Source organism: Streptomyces sp. NPDC013187 (assembly GCF_042899705.1).
Taxonomy (GTDB): domain Bacteria; phylum Actinomycetota; class Actinomycetes; order Streptomycetales; family Streptomycetaceae; genus Streptomyces; species Streptomyces hawaiiensis_A.
Window position 1 is genome coordinate 228972 of record NZ_JBIBAF010000012.1, and the last position, 18885, is coordinate 247856.

Annotated in this window: 13 protein-coding genes; 9 read left to right on the forward strand and 4 right to left on the reverse strand. The window is 72.6% G+C overall.

Annotation, left to right across the window (positions count from 1 at the left end):
* Positions 1-30 precede the first annotated feature (30 nt).
* The 3 genes from ACFY5B_RS26360 to ACFY5B_RS26370 form a co-directional block, all read right to left on the reverse strand.
* The gene (locus ACFY5B_RS26360) at positions 31-771 is read right to left on the reverse strand and encodes an ABC transporter ATP-binding protein (RefSeq protein WP_389973317.1); all 741 of its coding nucleotides are present in this window, start codon (positions 769-771) and stop codon (positions 31-33) included.
* Positions 744-1613 (reverse strand): ABC transporter permease, encoded by an 870-nt coding sequence (locus ACFY5B_RS26365; protein ID WP_389973320.1) that lies wholly within the window; start codon positions 1611-1613, stop codon positions 744-746. The genes ACFY5B_RS26360 and ACFY5B_RS26365 overlap by 28 nt, the downstream gene beginning before the upstream one ends.
* A 130-nt stretch (positions 1614-1743) precedes the next feature.
* Positions 1744-1827 carry a putative leader peptide gene (locus tag ACFY5B_RS26370; RefSeq protein WP_349817350.1) on the reverse strand — a complete coding sequence of 28 codons (84 nt, stop codon included), beginning with the start codon at positions 1825-1827 and terminating at the stop codon, positions 1744-1746.
* Between the two features lie 123 nt (positions 1828-1950).
* On the opposite strand from ACFY5B_RS26370, the gene ACFY5B_RS26375 reads away from it, so the two are divergent.
* The 8 genes from ACFY5B_RS26375 (at position 1951) to ACFY5B_RS26410 (ending at position 13930) form a co-directional block, all read left to right on the forward strand.
* Complete coding sequence (locus tag ACFY5B_RS26375) at positions 1951-2373, forward strand: YjbQ family protein (protein WP_344464665.1); 423 nt, start codon at positions 1951-1953, stop codon at positions 2371-2373.
* A gap of 144 nt (positions 2374-2517) precedes the next feature.
* Complete coding sequence (locus ACFY5B_RS26380) at positions 2518-5481, forward strand: SpoIIE family protein phosphatase (protein WP_389973322.1); 2964 nt, start codon at positions 2518-2520, stop codon at positions 5479-5481.
* Positions 5482-5569: 88 nt separating this feature from the next.
* The gene (locus ACFY5B_RS26385; protein ID WP_389973325.1) at positions 5570-7120 is read left to right on the forward strand and encodes a sugar ABC transporter ATP-binding protein; all 1551 of its coding nucleotides are present in this window, start codon (positions 5570-5572) and stop codon (positions 7118-7120) included.
* Positions 7117-8175 carry an ABC transporter permease gene (locus ACFY5B_RS26390; protein WP_389973328.1) on the forward strand — a complete coding sequence of 353 codons (1059 nt, stop codon included), beginning with the start codon at positions 7117-7119 and terminating at the stop codon, positions 8173-8175. The genes ACFY5B_RS26385 and ACFY5B_RS26390 overlap by 4 nt, the downstream gene beginning before the upstream one ends.
* A 44-nt stretch (positions 8176-8219) precedes the next feature.
* The gene (locus ACFY5B_RS26395) at positions 8220-9383 is read left to right on the forward strand and encodes a substrate-binding domain-containing protein (RefSeq protein ID WP_389973331.1); all 1164 of its coding nucleotides are present in this window, start codon (positions 8220-8222) and stop codon (positions 9381-9383) included.
* A gap of 167 nt (positions 9384-9550) precedes the next feature.
* The gene (locus ACFY5B_RS26400; protein WP_389973334.1) at positions 9551-10657 is read left to right on the forward strand and encodes an NAD(P)/FAD-dependent oxidoreductase; all 1107 of its coding nucleotides are present in this window, start codon (positions 9551-9553) and stop codon (positions 10655-10657) included.
* A gap of 131 nt (positions 10658-10788) precedes the next feature.
* A complete protein-coding gene (locus ACFY5B_RS26405; RefSeq protein ID WP_389973337.1) occupies positions 10789-12192 on the forward strand; it encodes a cytochrome P450 in 1404 nt (467 codons plus the stop codon).
* Between the two features lie 253 nt (positions 12193-12445).
* Positions 12446-13930 carry an MFS transporter gene (locus tag ACFY5B_RS26410; RefSeq protein ID WP_389973340.1) on the forward strand — a complete coding sequence of 495 codons (1485 nt, stop codon included), beginning with the start codon at positions 12446-12448 and terminating at the stop codon, positions 13928-13930.
* Positions 13931-13959: 29 nt separating this feature from the next.
* On the opposite strand, the gene ACFY5B_RS26415 is transcribed toward ACFY5B_RS26410, so the two are convergent.
* A complete protein-coding gene (locus tag ACFY5B_RS26415; protein WP_389973343.1) occupies positions 13960-15051 on the reverse strand; it encodes a GDSL-type esterase/lipase family protein in 1092 nt (363 codons plus the stop codon).
* Between the two features lie 240 nt (positions 15052-15291).
* On the opposite strand from ACFY5B_RS26415, the gene ACFY5B_RS26420 reads away from it, so the two are divergent.
* On the forward strand, positions 15292-18723 hold the full coding sequence (locus tag ACFY5B_RS26420; protein WP_389973346.1) for an NACHT domain-containing protein: 3432 nt from the start codon (positions 15292-15294) through the stop codon (positions 18721-18723).
* Positions 18724-18885 lie beyond the last annotated feature (162 nt).

Sequence of the window (18885 nt, forward strand, 5' to 3'; positions counted from 1 at the left end):
TACGGGCGTACGGCTGGTACGCGGGGAGGGTCAGGCGGCTTCGGCGGCCGTCGCCTCGACGCCGAGACGTTCGAGGAGACCGGCGCGCAGGGCGGCGAAGCGGGGGTCGGTGATGTCGCGGGGGCGGTCCAGGTCGATGCGCTGTTCGTGGGCGATGACCCCGCGGTCCATCACCAGGACGCGGTCGGCGAGCAGTACGGCCTCCTCGACGTCATGGGTGACGAGGAGTACCGCGCAGCCGCGGCGCTGCCACAACTCGCCCACGAGCCGCTGGGCCTTGATCCGGGTGAGAGCGTCGAGCGCGCCGAACGGCTCGTCGAGCAGCAGCAGATCGGGTTCACGCACCAACGCCCGGGCCAGGGACGCGCGTTGGGCCTCACCGCCGGAGAGGGTCTTGGGCCAGGCGTCCGTGCGGTGGCCGAGGCCGACCTCGTCCAGGGCCTGCTCGGCGACGGCGCGCTCGGGCTTGCCCGGCAGACCGAGCAGCACGTTGCGCCACACCTTCTTCCACGGCATCAGCCGCGGTGCCTGGAAGGCGACGGCCTTGCGGCGGGGGACCAGCACGGTGCCCTCGATGTCACGGTCGAGCCCGGCGAGGATGCGCAGCAACGTCGACTTGCCGCAGCCGCTGCGGCCGAGCAGGGCCACGAACTCGCCCGGCCGGACGTCCAGTCGCAGGTCGTCGATGACGGCCCGGCCGTCGAACGAACGGGTGAGGCCCTCGACGTGGACCGCCTGGGGGGTCACCGGCCGGTGAACGTCGGTCGCCATTGCAGCAGCACCTTTTCGAGAGAGCGGACGATGAAGTCGGCGAGCAGGCCGAGGAAGGCGTAGACGACGAGGCAGACCACGATCACGTCGGTCCGCAGGAAGTCCCGCGCCTGCACCATCAGGAACCCGATGCCGGAGTCGGCGTTGACCTGCTCGGCGAAGACCAGCGCGAGCCAGGCGATGCCGAGCGAGTAGCGCAGGCCGGTCATGGCGCTCGGCAGGGCACCGGGCAGGACGACGTGCCGCACCAGTCCCCACCGCGACAGTCCGAGGGACTCGCCGGCCTCGATCAACTGGGCGTCCACACCGCGGATTCCGGCGTAGACGTTGAGGTAGAGCGGGAAGGTCACGCCGAGCGTGATGATGGCGACCTTGGGGGCCTCGCCGATGCCGAACCAGATGATGAACAGCGGGATGAGCCCCACGAACGGCACGGTCCGCAACATCTGCACGGGCGCGTCCACGAGGTCCTCGCCGATCCGGAACAGACCTGAGAGCAAGGCGAGTCCGGTGCCGACGACCAAGCCGAGCAGCAGCCCGACCGCGACCCGCTGGAGCGAGGTGCCCATGGCCGTGGGCAGTGAACCGTCGGCCAGCATGTCTCCGCCGACCTGGGCGATCCGGCTGGGCGAGGCGAGCACGTCGGGGGGCAACGCGCCTGTGCTGCTCAGCAGTTGCCACAACACCAGCAGCAGCACCGGGCCGGTGGTGCGGCGCAGCCAGCGCGGGATGCGGGCGCGGCGGGAAGAGGTGGGGACGAGGGGCTGGAGGTCGAGATCGGAACCCGATACAGGCGAAATGTCGGATTCTTCGGACACGGGTGGGGCATGACTGATGCTCATGAGTGATCCACGGGGGAGAGCGCGGGCCGGGACAGGCGTGCCTCACCGCCGCCGTGCCCAGGCGATCAGAAGTGATCTCCGGGCAGGCGGAACGAAGGTGAGGAAGCCGTGAGGGAGGAGGGGAAGGGCGTCAGCAGCCGCGGCGACACGCGGCGGAGGCCACCCGCAGCAGGTCGATGTGACCGCGCGTGGTGAGCAGGGCTGAACGCAACATGCGGCCGAACCTAGCCAGCCGGCATGCACACGGTCAACGGCGTCTCGATCAATGGGACGCCTGTATCGCCACTCGGCCCGGCAGAGCCCGGTGAAAGTCCGGCGCGTGCGTCAGGATGGGGGCATGTCAGATGTCTTCACCACCCGAGTTCTGAACGTCAGCACCGGAGCGGCCGAGAGGGTCCTCGACATCACCGGCGACTGTGAGTCCTTCCTGCGTGAGGCGGCGGCCGGCCGCGACGGCCTCCTCAACGTCTTCGTGCCGCACGCGACGGCCGGCATCGCCGTCCTGGAGACCGGCGCCGGCAGCGACGACGACCTCCTGGCCGCGCTGCACAGCCTGCTGCCCGCCGACGACCGCTGGCAGCATCGGCACGGCAGTCCCGGCCACGGCCGCGACCACGTCCTGCCCGCCCTCGTCCCGCCCCACGCCACCCTTCCCGTGCTGGGCGGCCGGCTGGAGCTCGGCACCTGGCAGTCGGTGTGCCTGGTGGACACCAACAAGGACAACCCTGAACGGAAGGTGCGGCTGAGTTTCCTGGGGTGAGCGCGGTCCCGCCGTCCCGGCTCCCGGCCGCCGGCCCCCCGGGACCCCGGCGCGCCGTGACGACCGCCCGTAATGCCCGTATCCTCATCAATGCCAGATTCTCTTCCGAGCAGCGGATTACCGCGGGCGCAAGTGAGGCGAAGCGTGGTTCGGTCCGGCGAGGAACCCAGGCCGGCGGGGCGTGCGACGGACGGCACGGGGCCCGTCAGTCTGCGCGAGCTGTTCCTCCAGGGCGAGCCCGTCGAGACGGGCGTACGGGCGTCCATCCTGAACTCGTGGCGGCGCTGCCGGTCCCTGGGACTGTCGCCGGACACCTTCGACCTGCCCTACCGGGAGGACTTCGACGCGGGCGGCCGTATCGTCCGGGCGGCCGTGCCGGTGCTCGACCGGCTGCAGTCCACGTTCGCCGGCAGTCAGGTCAACATCTCGGTCGCCGACGCGAACGGGACGGTCCTGCTGCGCCGCTTCGGGGACGCGTCGATGGCCCGGAGCCTCCCGGCCATCCAGGTCGTCCCGGGGTTCGTGTTCGCCGAGCAGGTCGCCGGCACCAACGGCATCGGACTGGCCCTGGCGGAGCGACAGCTCATCCGCGTCTACGGCGCCGAGCACTTCGCGCAGCGCTCCCAGCAGAACGCCTGCGTCGCGATGCCCGTCCGGGACCCGCTCAGCGGGCGCATCGAGGGCGTCCTGTGCCTCGGCTATCCGCGCGCCTTCGAGCGGCCCGCGCTGGGGGTCGCCATCCGGCGGGCGGCCGAGGGGATCGAGCGGCGGCTGCTGGGGCAGAGCTCCGCGCGCGAGCAGGCCCTGCTGCGGACGTACCTGGCCACCGGAGCCGAGGCCGCCGGTTCGCACCGAGGTATGGCGCTGGATGCGCTGGCGAACGAGTTCCACCCCCGTGACCAGGCCATCCTCCAGGAGAAGGCCGCCGAGCTGATCTCCGGTGCGCAGCGCGGCGCCGCCGAGGTGGCCCTCCCCGACGGCCGGCGGGTGACGCTGGTGAGCCGTCCGGTGACGAGCGGTTCCGGAGTCCGGGGTTTCGCCATCGAGGCCCTGCTGCCGGACTTCCCGGCGGGGGAGCCGCTCGTCATACCGCACCAGACGGACGAGCTGCCCGGCCTCGGCGCCTCCGCCGTCGCGCTCTCCCTCGCGCGCCCGGCGCTCACCCTGCCGACCGGGCACCTCACCGCATCGCCCCGCCCGGCCGTGACGCCCGGCGGCGACGGCGCAACGGCGGGTCCCGACGGCACCGACGGGCTCCGCACGGTCGGCGGCGGTCGGCGTCGCGTCGAGCCGGGTGCGGCCGTCCCGAGCGACGGGGTTCGGGGCGTTGCCGAGCCCGACGGGGCCCCCGCGGCCGACGGCGGCGGGAGTGCCGCCGACGAGCAGCAGCCGGGGGAGGCCTTCCCGGCCCGGGGACTGGTGATGCTGGGGGAGCCGCAGGTCGGGGCCTACGCCCTGGCCGCGCGCCGCCGTCTGGAGCTGCTGTCCGAGGCCAGCACCCGCATCGGCACCACGCTGGACGTGCGCCGCACGGCCGAGGAGCTGGCCGAAACCGCTGCCCCCGGACTGGCCGACTTCGTCACCATCGACCTGCCCGACGCCGTGCTGCGCGGCGAGGAGTCCGCCGACCCCATCGCCGACCTGCGCCGCACGGTCGTCCACGGCATCCGTGAGGGCCTGCCCTTCACGCCCCCCGGCAAGCGCGTCGACTTCGGCCCGACCACGCCCCAGCTGCGCTGCCTCAGCAGCGGCGAGGCCGTGCTGGAGCCGGATCTCAACGCCGCCGCGGGCTGGCTCGCCCAGGACCCCGAGCACACCGCACATCTGCTGGCCCACGTCCACTCCCTCATCGCGGTACCGCTGCTCGCCCGCGGTGTCGTCCTGGGTGTCGCCTCCTTCTACCGCGCGGGCAGCGCCTTCGGGGACGACGACCGCTCCCTGGCCCAGGAGCTCGCCTCCCGCGCCGCCCTGTCCATCGACAACGCCCGGCGCTACACCCATGAGCGCACCATGGTCCTGGCCCTCCAGCGCCGGCTCCTCCCGCACGGCCTGCCCGACCAGGACGCCGTCGAGGTCGCCCATCGCTACCTGCCCGCCGAGTCCGACGTGGGCGGCGACTGGTACGACGTCATCCCCCTCTCCGGCGCCCGCGTCGGCCTCCTCGTCGGCGACGTCGTCGGCCACGGCATGCTCTCCGCGGCCACCATGGGCCGGCTGCGCACCGCCGCCCGCAGTTTCGCCGAGCTCGACTTCCCGCCCGACGAGGTCCTCACCCACCTGGACAACCTGGTGGGCCGCCTGGACCGGGAGGACCCCGACGGCAAGGGCGCCGGCGTCATCGGTGCGACCTGCCTCTACGCCGTCTACGACCCGACGGCGCAGCGGTGCCTGATGGCCCGTGCCGGCCACCCGCCACCCGCCGTCGTCCATCCCGACGGCACCGTGACCTACCCCGACCTGCCCGCCGGGCCCCCGCTCGGCCTGGGCGGCCTGCCCTTCGACGCCGTCGAGGTTGACCTTCCGGAGGGCAGCCAGCTCGTGCTGTACACCGACGGGCTCATCGAGGACCGGCACCGCGACGTCGACGTGGTCCTGGAGCAGTTGCGCGAGGCCCTGGCCCATCCCGAGCGTGCCCCGGAGGAGACCTGTCAGGCCGTCCTGGACACCGTGGCGCCCGCGCACCCGCACGACGACATCGCCCTGCTCGTCGCCCGCGTCCACGCCATGGACCCCGACCGGATCGCCGCCTGGGAGCTGTCCGCCGACCCGGTCCTCGTCGGCGAGGTCCGGGCGGCCGCCGTGCGATGGCTGTCGGACCGGGGGCTCGACGAGACCGCGTTCGCCGCGGAGCTGATCCTCAGCGAGCTGATCACCAACGCCATCCGGCACGGCGCCGAGCCCATCCGGGTGCGGCTGCTGTACGGCCAGACCCTGATCTGCGAGGTCTCCGACGCCAGCAACACCGCACCGCACCTGCGGCGGGCGGCCAGCACGGACGAGGGCGGACGCGGCCTGTTCCTCGTCGCGCAGCTGTCGCAGAGCTGGGGCACGCGCTACCTGCCCGAGGGCAAGGTCATCTGGGCCGAGTGCGGGCTCGGCGCGGTGTGAGGCGACCATCGGCCGGGCGCCGGGCGGGCCACTCCCCATCGGAGCCGTAGCAGGCTGAAAAATGCCCGGAATGCTGTAATTTGATCGAGTGCGCGACGCTCCCGACACGCCCCCGCAGACGGCTTCGCCCTTCGGGCCGGAGCCCCTGGTCCGGATCCGCGGACTCAGCAAGCGGTTCGGCGGTACCGTCGCGCTGGCCGGGGCCGACCTCGACGTCCACCCCGGCAGCGTCCTGGCCCTCCTCGGGCCCAACGGCGCCGGGAAGTCCACCCTCATCAAGATCCTCGCCGGAGTCCACCACGCCGACGCGGGGCAGGTCACCGTCGCCGGGGAGTCCCTCGGCACCCCCACCGCCACCCGGGCCATGTCGTTCATCCACCAGGACCTCGGTCTCGTGGAGTGGATGACGGTGGCCGAGAACATCGCCCTGACCACCGGGTACGGGCGCCGGTCCGGGCTGATCTCCTGGCGGCGCACCCGCGCGCACTGCGTCGAGGCCCTGCGGATCGTCGCCGCGCACCTCGATCCGGACACGCCGGTCTCCGATCTCGCGCCGGCCGACCGCTCGCTGGTGGCGATCGCCCGGGCCCTGGCCGCACGCGCACGGCTCATCGTCCTCGACGAGCCGACCGCCCGCCTGCCCGCCGCGGACTGCGACCGGCTCTTCCGCGTCCTGCACGAGCTGCGCGACCGCGGACACGCGGTCCTCTACGTCAGCCACCGCCTGGACGAGGTCTACCGGGTCGCCGACACCTTCGCCGTCCTGCGTGACGGCCGGCTCGTCAGTCACGGCCGGCTCGCCGAGCGCGGCCCCGCGCGCCTGGTTCACGACATCGTCGGCGAGGTGGACGAACCGGCCGCCGACCGCCGTGCCGGAACTGCGGCCGGCGCACCCCCCGTCCTGAGCCTCGACGGCGTGCGCACCGCCCGGGCCGGGCCCGTGTCCCTCGAACTCGCCGCCGGGGAGGTCCTCGGCCTGGTCGGCCTCTCCGGCGCCGGGCACATGGACCTGGGCCGCGCCCTCGCCGGTGCCCGCCCCCTCCTGGACGGGCGAGCCGTGCTGCACGGACGGCCGTACCACCCCCGTACGGTCGCGGAGGCAGTAGCCCTCGGGGTCGGCCTGGTGCCGGGCGACCGGCTGCGGGAGGGCTGCCTCGCCGAGCTGACCGTGCGGGAGAACCTCCTGGCCAACCCCCGCGTGGGAGGCCCGCCCGCACCGCGCTGGATCGGCCCCCGCGGCGAACGGGCCCGGGCCGCCGCCCTGATGGACCGCTTCTCGGTGCGCCCCCGCGACAGCGAGACGCCGATCGCCACCCTGTCCGGCGGCAACCAGCAGAAGGTCGTGCTCGGTCGCTGGCTGCGGGCGGATCTGCGGCTGCTGATCCTGGAGGAGCCGACCGCGAGCGTCGACGTCGGCGCCAAGGCCGCGATCCACCGCCTGCTCCACGAGGCGCTGGAGGCGGGCCTCGCGGTGCTGCTGCTGTCGACCGACTTCGAGGAGGTGGCGAGCGTGTGCCGGCGCACGCTGGTCTTCGTGCGCGCAACCGTGACGGCCGAGCTGCGCGGCCCCGCGCTCACCGTCGCCGGACTCACCCGGGCGGCCTCGGCCATGCCCCCGTCCCAGGCCGGGCACCCGTGACGGCCCCGCCCCGGCCGCGGCGCCGGCCCGGCGGCCACCACATCGGCGCCTACGGCCTGCTCGCCCTCACCGCCCTGCTCTACCTGGCCTTCTCCCTCGCCCTGCCGGACACCTTCCCCACGCTGGACACCCTCGACTCGATCCTGTCCAACCAGTCGATCCCGGCCGTCCTCGCGCTCGCCGCCACCGTGCCCGTCGTCACCGGCGCGTTCGACCTCTCCATCGGCTACGGCCTGGGCCTGGCCCATGTGATGGTGCTGCAGCTCGTCGTCAACGAGGGCTGGCCCTGGCCGCTCGCCTGCCTCACCGTGCTCGCCGGAGGGTTGGTCGTGGGCGTCCTCAACGGTGCCGTCGTCGAGTTCGGCCGGATCGACTCCTTCATCGCCACCCTCGGCACCGGCAGCATGATGTACGCCGTGACCGGCTGGATCACCGACGGCGGCCGGATCGTCCCCGGCCCGCAGGGCCTGCCCCCCGGGTTCACCGACCTCTACGACTCCTCGTTCCTGGGCCTCCCGGTCCCCGCCTTCTACGTGCTCGCCCTCGCTGCCGCCCTCTGGCTGGTGCTGGAGCGGCTGCCGCTCGGCCGTTACCTGTACGTCGTCGGGTCGAACCCGCGCGCCGCCGACCTCGTGGGCATCCCGACCCGCAGGTACACCGTCTACGCGTTCGCCGCCTCGGGCCTGATCGTCGGCTTCGCCGGGGTGCTGCTCGCCGCCCAGCAGCAGATCGGCAACCCGAGCGTCGGCCTCGACTACCTGCTGCCCGCCTTCGTCGGCGCCCTCCTCGGCTCCACCGCGATCAAACCCGGCCGGCCCAACGCCCTCGGCACCGTCGTCGCCGTCGCGGTCCTCGCCGTCGGCCTCACCGGGATCGCGCAGCTGGGCGCCGAGTTCTGGACGGTCCCGCTGTTCAACGGCGGCACCCTGCTCATCGCCGTGGGCCTGGCCGGATACGCCGCCCGCCGCCGGCTGCGCGGCGGCGCGGCCCGCGACACGCCCGCCGCGCCACCCCCGTCCTCTCCCGCGCGAGAGGGCGGCACGGCCCCGCCCTGACCCTCGTGGCTCGCCCCGCCGCGTCGACCCTCACTGGAGCTCCCGTGCACCACACCCGCAAGGCCGCCCCCGCAGTCCGCGCCGCGCGGCTCGCCTCCTGCGCCCTGCTGGCCACGGTCGCCGTCCTCACCGGCTGCGAACGCGGCTCCTCCGACGACGCCGACGAGAGCACCACGGGCCCGAGCGGCTGCCCCGCCGTCCACACCCGCGCCCGGGAGGCCGTCGCCCGGGCCGAGCGGACCGACATCCCCTGGGGCGGACCCACCAGCGGCCCCCGGGCGGTGTCCGGCAAGACCCTGGTCTACGTCGCCCAGACCATGACCAACCCCGGTGTCGCGGGCGCGGCCGACGGAGTGCGTGACGCCGCACGTGCCATCGGCTGGAACGTCCGGGTGATCGACGGCGGCGGCACCCCGGCCGGTATCCAGGCGGCCATGAGCGAAGCCGTCGCCCTGCGGCCTTCGGGCATCGTCATCGGGGGGTTCGACCCCGACTCGACGGCCCAGCAGACCGCCCGGGCCAACGCCCAGGGCATTCCGCTGATCGGCTGGCACGCGGTCCCCGACCCCGGCCCCAGCCGCCGGCCCGACCTCTTCACCAACGTCACCACCCGCGTCGAGGACGTGGCCCGCATCAGCGCGCAGTGGATCATCTCCGACTCCAACGGCCGCGCCGGAGTCGTGCTCATCACCGACGCGTCGATCCCCTTCGCCCGGAACAAGTCCGACCTGATCCGCGAGGAACTGGCCGACTGCCAGGGCGTGAGGCTGCTCTCGGTGGAGAACATCCCGATCCCCGACGCGAGCAGCCGTACCCCCCGGGAGATCTCCTCCCTGCTCTCCCGCTTCCAGGACCGCTGGACCCACTCCGTGGCCATCAACGACCTGTACTTCGCCGACGCCGCCCCGGCCTTCCGCGCCGCCGGCGAGAAGGGGTCCGGCCCGCCGTTCAACATCGGGGCCGGCGACGGCGACCCGTCCGCCTTCCAGCGCGTCAACAGTGAGCAGTACCAGGCCGCCACCGTGCCCGAACCGCTGTCCCTGCAGGGCTGGCAGATCGTCGACGAGTTCAACCGCGCCTTCTCCGGCCGCCCCCACAGCGGGTACGTGGCCCCCGTGCACATCGCGACGGCCGACAACAGCGAAGGGGCCACGGCCTGGGACCCGTCGGGCTACCGGGAGGCCTACCGCGAGATCTGGGGGAAGTGACGGCCGTTCAGGTGCCCATCCCTTCACGGAACATGCACGGAACCTCGGAATCCCTTTAAGTTTCAAGCGCTACTGTCACGTCAGTCGAGTGGCCGTCGGGGGTCGATCCGAGCGGGGCCCGTCCGCGGCGGCCCTCGCTTTCCCCCACCAGGCACAGGAGACTCGGTGTGTTCGACGGCGACGTAGTGGTGATCGGCGGCGGCTACGCCGGTGTCCGGCTGGCCAGGCGGCTCGACGGCACGGCCCGGGTCACGCTGGTGGACCGCAAAGAGGTCTTCTTCCACCGCATCGCCTCCCTGCGCGCCGGGGTGCACCCCGAGTGGACGCACACGCCCTTCATCCCCTACGACCGGCTGCTGCGCCACGGCCGCCTGGTCACCGGCAAGGCCGTCCGCGTCGACACCGCCGAGCGGCAGGTCGTCCTCGCCACCGGCGAGCGGCTGCCCTACGACGTGGTGGTGATCGCCACCGGCGCCGACTATCCCGAACCGGCCCGCTTCACCGGCACCACCACCGAGGAAGCGGCCAAGTCGTTCGCCGAGCACCAGCGCGAGGTCGCCACGGCCGAGCACGTCCTGGTCGTCGGCGGCGGCCCGGGCGGCGTCGAACTCAGCGCCGAGATCCGCCTCGCCCGCCCGGACGCCCGGGTCACCCTCGCCCACTCCGGGTCCGCGCTGCTCGACTCCGCGGGCAACGCCCGCCCGGGGCGCAAGGCCCTGGCCTGGCTGGAGTCCCACGACGTCGAGGTGCTGCTCGACTCCTTCATGTCGCCCGGCACCGACTTCGGCACCTACCGCGACGCCCGCGGCACGATCGTCGAGGCCGACCTGTCCTTCTGGGCGACGGGCACCACCCCCAACACACTCTGGCTGCGCCTGGCCGGACACGGCGACTGGCTCAACGCGGCCGGCCGCGTGAAGGTCGACCGGACGCTCCGGGTGGAGGGCAGGCTGGACGTGTTCGCCGTCGGCGACGTGAACGACGTCAGCGAACTCAAGGTCACCCCCGCCGCCCTCGCCCAGGCCGACACCGCCGCCCACAACATCCGCACCTACCTGCAGAGTTCGGGCAAGCACCGCAGGGAACCGCGCCTCTACCGCCCGACCCGGCGCACCCCGCTCATCGTGCCCTTCGGGTCCGCCGACGGACTGACCGTGCTGCCGGTGCCCGGCGGCGAGTCCGCCGTCCTCGGCAGCCGCACCACCACCCTGGCCAAGGCGAAGAGCCTCATGACGCCCTACATGCGCCGTCAACTCGGGTACACGGCCGCCTGACCGGCCGGGCCCTCCCCACCACCCCACCCCCGGTCGTTACCCGCGAGTTCAGCCTGGGGTAGGGTCCCCACCGTTTCCGGCTACCGGCTGATGGTGTGCCGGTACAGGGCGTGTCGGAGGGTGGCAAGAAAATGGAATCCCAGCGGGGTGACGGCGGATCCGTGGACCTGGACGGCACGGGACTGGAGGCGCTCGCTCCCGAACCGCTGCTGACCAGGGACTACGAGACCCGTCCCGCGCTCGTGTACGAACGGTTGCGGCAACAGCACGGCCCGGTCGCGCCGGTCGATCTGCTGGGGGTGCCGGCCTGGCTGGTCCTCGGCTACCGCGAATCGCTCCAGGTGCTCCAGGACGACGACGGCTGGCCCAAGGGCCTGGAGAACTGGCGGGCCCGCGCCGAGGGCCGGGTTCCGGCCGACTGGCCGCTCGGACCCTCCCTGGAGGTCAACCACATCCTGATCCAGGGCGGCCCCGGCTACCGGCCGCTGCGCACCGCCTGGGACGTCGCCCTCAAGCCCTTCCAGGACCCCCGTCACCCCCAGGCCAAACGCCTGAAGGCCGCCGTCACCGCCTACGCCGACGAACTGATCACCCTCGTCGGACAGGGCGGCAAAACGGGTGTGGCGGACCTGTCCGCGCAGTTCTCCCGGCCGCTGCCGCTGATGGTGGCCAGCCATCTGCTGGGCTTCCCCGGCTCGCAGGGCGACGACGCGCTGATGGACATGTGGCGGGTGCTCGACGCGGGCCAGGACGCCGAGGCCGCGCTGGAACGCCTGCTGGCGACACTGGCCGAACTGGCCGCGCTGAAGCTCCAGAAGCCGGGCGACGACTTCCCCTCGTACCTGCTGGCCGCCCACCCGGACCTCTCGCTCGACCAGCTCGCCCGCGAGCTGTTCATGCTGCTCGGCATGACGTCCGACCACGTCGGCATCCTCATCTCCAACACCGTCGTGGAGGTCATCTCGGGCGAGGGCAGCGTGCGCGCCAGCCTGTCCGCCGGGATGGTCAGGGAGAGCATGAACCGGGTCGTCATGCGCAAGCCGCCCCTGGTCAATTTCGTCCCGCGCTTCGCGGCCCGGGACACGCCCCTCGGCAACTACACGATCCGGGCCGGCGACCCCGTGTGGGTCTCCCCGGGAGCCGCCCACGCCGACCCGCTCTTCGCCGACCACATCGCCTCGGGCACCACCATCAGCACCCGGGCCCACCTCTCCTGGGGAGCCGGGCCGCGTCAGTGCCCGGCTCGGGAACTCGCCTCGGCGGTCGCGGCGGCCGGCGTGGGGCGCCTGTTCGAGCGGTTCGACCACCTCGACCTCGCGCTGCCCGCCGACCAACTGCCCTGGCGCTCCTCGCCGTTCATGCGTGGCCTGCGCTCCCTGCCCGTGCATTACGAACTCGCCTCCGCGCCGCCCCCGCGACCGTGGGCCGACGACCCCGCACCCGGGGTGGCCGAGGAGGTCCTGCCGGACCCGTCCGCCCGGCAGCGCTCCTCGTTGTGGCGGTATCTGACGGGCCTCATCCGCGGCGGCCGCTGAGCCGCGCGGACCGAGCGGCGAGGGCCCGCGGCGGGCCGGCCCACCGCGGATCCGGTTGCGGCCACCGGTGGGCCGCTCCGCAACCGACGTCCCCGTCCGAGCCGGTCCCGGGCCGGCTGTGGCCGACAGTGATCGAGTGGTGGGGTGCGGGGGCCGGGCGTACCGTCGAACGGTGGACACCGCAGGCAGCAGCCCGCAGCCGGCTTCACCACAGGCGACCACCACCAGGGAATCCGGTGGTGGCGGAAACACGATGGCACTTCTCGTCATCGCCTCGTGCCAGTTGATGGTGGTCCTCGACATCACCATCGTGAACATCGCGCTGCCGCACATCCAGAGTGCGCTGGACTTCTCCACCACCAGCCTGTCCTGGGTGGTCAACGCCTATACCCTCACCTTCGGCGGTCTGCTGCTGCTGGGCGGCCGGGCCGGCGACATCCTCGGCCGGCGGCGCGTCTTCATCTTCGGCGTGCTGCTCTTCGCGCTCGCCTCCCTGCTCGGAGGCTTCGCCCAGAACTCCGGCCAACTCCTCGGCGCACGCGCCCTGCAGGGCGTGGGCGGTGCCATCGCCTCCCCGACCTCGCTCGCCCTGATCAGCACCACCTTCCGCGAGGGACCGGAACGCAACCGTGCCTTCGGGGTCTTCGCCGCGGTCTCGGCCGGCGGCGGCGCGATCGGCCTGCTCGCCGGCGGCATGCTGGTGGAGTGGCTGGACTGGCGATGGGTGCTGTTCGTCAACGTGCCCATCGGCCTGCTCATCGTGCTCGCCACACCGCGCTTCATCAGGGAGTCCGAACGCCACCCCGGGCGCTTCGACATCGCCGGCGCACTCACTTCCACCGCGGGCATGGTGCTGCTCGTCTACGGCTTCATCAGAGCGGCGCAGGAAGGCTGGCGGGACGCCCTGACCCTCGCCTCGTTCGCCGGGGCGGTCGTGGTCCTGGCGGCCTTCATCATGATCGAGCGACGTTCGAAACAGCCCATCACGCCGCTGCACATGTTCGCCGACCGCAACCGTGCGGGCACCTACGGCATCATGCTGTGCCTGGCCGCCGCCATCTTCGGCATGTTCTTCTTCCTCACGCTCTTCGTGCAGGACGTGCTCGGGTTCAGCCCGCTCGCGGCCGGACTCGCCTTCCTGCCGGTCAGCGCGGTCATCGCCGTCGGTGCCGGACTGGCCTCGCGGTTCCTGCCGGTCTACGGGCCCAAGCCGTTCATGGTGGTGGGCGCGATCCTGGCGGCGGCCGGTCTGGCCTGGCTGACCCTGACCGACGTTCACTCCACGTACGCGGGCAGCGTCCTCGGTCCGATGTTGGTCTTCAGCCTGGGCATGGGCATGGAGTTCGTGTCACTGACCCTCATGGCGCTGTCCAACGTGTCCACGCCGGAGACCGGGGCGGCCTCCGGACTCCTCAACGCCACCCAGCAGGTCGGCGGCTCCCTCGGTCTGTCCATCCTGGTCACGATGTACGGCACCGCCAGCACCAACGAGGCGAAGGAGCAGATCCCGGACTTCCTCCGGCAGGCGACCCCGGCCGAACGCATCCGCTTCGAACAGACCGGGCAACTGCCCAAACCCTGGTCCGACGAGATCCTCACCTCCGGTGTCTCGGCCGCCTTCATCATGGCGGCGATCTTCACCGCGGTGGCCGCATTGATCGCCCTGGTCGTCATCCAGGTCCGCCCCTCCGACCTGGAACGCCTCAAGGGAGGAGGAGCAGGCCCCGGCCCGATGTGAGGAGGTGAGGCCCGCCCCTGTCAGGTCCGCTACGACCCGATCCGCGCCGCGATGACCGGCGCCAGCCGGTCGGCGATGACCCGGTGTCCCCGGTCGTTGGGGTGCACCGAGTCCGTCAGATCGCCCGAGCCCAGCCAGCCGGTGGTGTCGACGAAGGAGACCCGCGCGTCACCCCCGGCGACGGCGGCCTTCACCGCGGCCTCGGTCTGCGGGACGAACCGCCCGCGGAACGTCTCCAGCGCGAAGATCCACGCCTGCGGATAGGCGGCCCGCACCTTGCGCAGCAGACTGCTGTACGCCGACTGGAACTGCGCCGAACTCACGCCGTGACCGACGTCGTTGGTGCCGAGGTTGATGACGACCGCGTCGGCCCGGTAGCGGGAGAAGTTCCAGTCGGGCGTCGAAGCGTTCGGATTGAGCTTGCTGAACTGCCGCTCCAGGCCCACGCATCCGTCCGCCGCGGCCACCAGACACGCCCCGCCCTGCGCTATCTGCGTGTGCTCGACGCCCAATCGCTCGCCGATCAGCCAGCCGTAGGCGGTACGGGCGTTCTGCGAGCTCGTGGTCCCCACGGTGATCGAATCGCCGACGAACTCGACCAGCTTGGCCGGGGCCGGCGGCGCGAACGTCGTCGCGCCGCTGTCCAGGACCAGTCCCTGGAAGACGGCGTCACCCTTGTACGACCCCGCCACCACCTGGTAGTTGACCTGGAGGGTGTGGTTGCCGGGGGAGAGCGCCGACGGGGTCAGGTTCACCGTTCCCTTGACGTCGTCGTAGAACTTCACCGGACCGTTGTCGATCCGCGCCCACAGGTCGATCGTGCCGCGCTGCTTCAGCTTGACCGTCCTGCCGGTGAAGCCGGCCCGGTAGTACGCGCCCGCCCAGTACGGGGTGTAGGCGGTGGAGGAGCTGCTGGTGTCCCAGCGGCCGACGAACTTGATGTTCGGGTCGCCGGGCTGTCCGGGGGCCGCCGCCTTCACCGTGGTGCCGGTGAAGGCGGTCTGTGCCGCGGCGGCCCGCGCGGGCGAGCCGTCGGCCCAGGAGAGCAGGCAGGCCATGAGCACGGCCGCGAGGAGGGCCGGCAGGGTGTGTCTCGGGACGGTGTGGGGGGAGGTCTGCACGGGGTTCCCTTCACGTAGGACGACTGGGAGCGCTCCCATAGGCAGCCATTCGAGGGAAGCAGTGAAACGGTTCAGCGTCAAGCGCGCAGTCGTTGAGGGGAGTCCAGGGGGAAGCACCCGGCTGCCTCTCGCGCGGCAGCGGCGCCATACGGCCGGGTGGCGGGTGCCCGCGGCGCTTCCGTCGGGTGAATCCGAGGCCGTCGGCGCTCTGATCAGCGTTCGCGGCGGAAGGCTCACAGGGTGAACGAAGGAGGAGGACCACCCCACCGGCGGCTCGGGCGCTTGCTGCGCGACGGGCTCGGCGTCCGCGCCGCCCTGCACCGGCACCGGCTGATGCGGCAGGGTTACGACCGGACCAGGACCTGGCGGGTCCGCAAGAACGGCGCATACGTGGCACTGCTGGTGCTGACGTTCATCGGGGCGCTGCTCCTGTTGTTCCTGGCCATCACGGCCCTCGTCAGCCTGCCGCAGGAGAAGGGGGTCCAAACGCCTGTCCGGTGGATCGACGATCAGTGCGACGGCCGCGACGGCTTCAGCTGCACCGTCCTGCAGTCGCTCTTCATGCCGTTCCTCACCCTCGCTCTGGCCACCGTCACCTACCTGTTCTTCCGCTTCCGACACGTGCGCCGGGCGTACGTGCGCAAGGCACTGGAGGATCCCCACGAACTCGTGGAGACCGCGGGCGGCATCTTCGGCCGGGTCGTCGGCCGCGACCAGCTCTGCTCGGTCCTCATGGAGGACCTCCGCGACCGCCGCTTCCGCCGAACGCACGTCGTCGTCGGCGGCATCGGCACCGGCAAGACGGCGCTGGTGGTGCTGCTGACGCAGCGGCTCGCGGAGCGCGGGGCGGTGCCCGTGCCGCTGCGGCTGCGCGCCGCCGAAAACAATCTCGACTTCCGCGAACTGGCCTTCGACCGCTTCTGCCGGGAGGTGCAGGGCACCATCCGCTCCGCCGCCGAAGCGGAGAAGGTGTGGCGGCGGCTGAGCCAGCAGGGCCGGATCGTGGTGCTCGCGGACGGACTGGACGAAGCGCTCACCACGGAAGCCCTGACGGAGGAGCGCGACACCGTCATCCGGCTGGCCATCCGCCGGGCCAACGAGGAGGGGCTGCCGCTGATCATCACCTCCCGGCCGCACGACTCACTGCGCGGTATGGAGGCCTCCCTCACCGAGCTGGAGCCGCTGAGCGAGGAGGCCGCCCTCACCTACATCTCCTCCGGGGGCGCCGGGGAGGACCGCCAGCGGCTGGACTGGATCGTCGAGCGGGCCGGGATCTCCGAGGCCCCGACCTATCTGGAGATCGCGGCCGAACTGCACGAACAGGGGCTGCTGGAGCGCGCCCTCAGCGTCCCCACGGAGGAGGAGGCGGTGGAGACCAGGGGCGGCGACCGGGCGTCCTTGCGGTTCCATCTGTTCGAGACCTGGCTCAGCGCCCTCATCAGCGGCCGTTTCCGGCCGCACCTGCCGCTCTCCCCGGAGGAGCGCCGCGCGACCGTCCACTACCTGTCCGCGCTGGCGTGTGTGGGACTCGCCCTCGACACCTCCGAGGTGCGCTTCGCCGACGTCGTCAACGAGCAGGACCCCGCCAGCTCCCGCTTCCCCGAGATCGTCCGCGAACTGGCCCGCAGGGTCGGCGACAGCGGTATCGACCTCAGGCTCGCCGCCCACTGGGGCGGCCGGATGGAGCTGGTCGAGCTCGGCGGGGACCGCGTCCGCTTCCAGCACAGCGTCATCCAGGCCCAGCTGGGCGCCCGCTTCCTGAACGCGGTGATCCACCCCGACGTCCCGGACGAGCCCCGCGAGGGATCGTTCTTCCCGGCGGCCCTGCGCAGTCCGGGACGGGAGCTGCTGATCGCCATGGTGCTGCACTCCCGGCTGCCGGACGGCGCGTGCGTCCACGACGAGCCGGGCGCCACGGACCCGGACGGGACCTGCTGGTGCCCGGTGAGCGCCGCCCGCGACCTTCTGATGGAGGCCGCCTGCCAGGCCCAGTCGGTTCGCACCTCCGGACACGACAACGACGACAAGCAGGAGGTGCGCCCCCTCTTCGGCCGCACCCTGCACAGCAAGGCCCTGGAGCTCTACGCGGCGGCCCTGGAGATCGACAGCGTCGACGCCGAGCCGGAGCAGCACCTGATCGCCATGCGGTTGTGCACCTCCTGGCCGGAGCTGCGGGCCCGCGACCCGCACACCCTGCAAACCGCCAAGGCCCTGCTCGTGACCCGGTTCGGCGAGGCAATGCGCGGGGTCGCCCAGCGTCAGACCCTGCGGCCCGCCTACCTGGAACTGTTCGAGATCGCGCGCCTGGAGTCCTCGTACGCCGTCCGTCTCGCCATCGCGCAGGAGATCGGCGCCGGCGGCGACCTCGCCTTCGAGGCGCTCCAGCCCAGGCTGCGCGGACCGCAGGTGGTCGAGACGGGGCGGGTGGAGCGGGAGCCCGACTGGACGGAGGAGATGTGGGGCGGCCAGCAGCCCGAGGTCGTCGGCGAGCGGGAGAGCCGACGCCGCCGGCACGGCGAGGGCCAGGTCGCCCGTATGAAGCGGGAACTGAAGGAGCGTGACCAGCAGCGGCGTAAGGAACGGCGACGGGAGCGCGAGGACCGTGAGGCCGAGGAACGGCAGTGGCGGGACAACACCCTGTGCGCCTGGCTGGTCCCGCTGCTCGTCGGCTCGGTCACCACCCACCGGCACCAGGACACCCCCTACGCGTTCCTGGAGAGCTGGGTGCGCCGCGTCGGTATCCCCGAGGACAGCCCGGACGCGCGCGCCGCACTCGACCTCAACGTGGAGGTTGCACTCGCGCAGGGCTTCAAGTACGCGGCGAACCGGCGGCACCGCCATCCGCACGCCCGGGCCGAAGCCCGCGAGTACCTCAGCGAGCAGGCCTGGGACATGCTCAAGCGCACCCGCTTCTGGTTCACACGCCTGACGCTGCTGCACGCGCTGACCCTGTGGGACCTGCCGGACGGCGCCACGACCTCACGCCCCTCGAGCGGCCACGGTTCCGACCCCGCCCAGCAGGTCCGCCAATGGCTGGCCCGGCCGGACGGCGAACCGGAGCACCCTTTCGTCACGGCGGCCGGGCAGCTGTGCGTGTGGGCGCTCGAGACCCGGCAGCCCGAACGGTTCCTGTGGGTCGACGAGTCGGGCGTCGCGGCGCACGTCGGCTCCCAGACGTCCCGGGGTGAGGCCCGCAAGCACAACCTCTGGATCCCGCCCTCCACCGGCTGGAGCGCCCTCCACCCGAGCGCGCAGCAGCTCCTCGCCGACGTGTTGCTGCTTCTCAACCTGGCCGAGCGCGGCGACTGGCCCACCGACCGCATCCGCCGTCTGCGGCACACCGCCCGCCCCGACCTGCCGCCCTGCCTCACCCTGGACCGCAGCCCGCTCGACCCCGGCCGCACCACCGTCCGCACGGCGTCCTCCCAGGCGGGATCCAACTGCCGCGACGACTGCGCCTTCGAGCTGTGCCCCTACCCGCCCAAGGGCCTCGACGGCCAGCGGGTCGAACTCGGCGAGGCCTTCTGCCGGGCCCAGGCCACCCTCCTGTCCCACTCCCGCTCCGGCCTGCACCGCAGGGCGTCCTGGCAGCGCCGCACGAGCATCGCGGAGTTGCGGGCGTTCTGGGAGTCGATGGGGCATCGGGCACAGCACAACGCACGGCCGCGGTGAGCAGCGGCGCCACGCCGTTTTCGCCTGACCGGAGGTGTGAGTCCGGGGCCCGACCCGTCGCGGCCAGGAGGTGTGAGTCCGGGGCCCGACCCGTCGCGGCCAGGAGGTGTGAGTCCGGGGCCCGACCCGTCGCGGCCAGGAGGTGTGAGTCCGGGGCCCGAC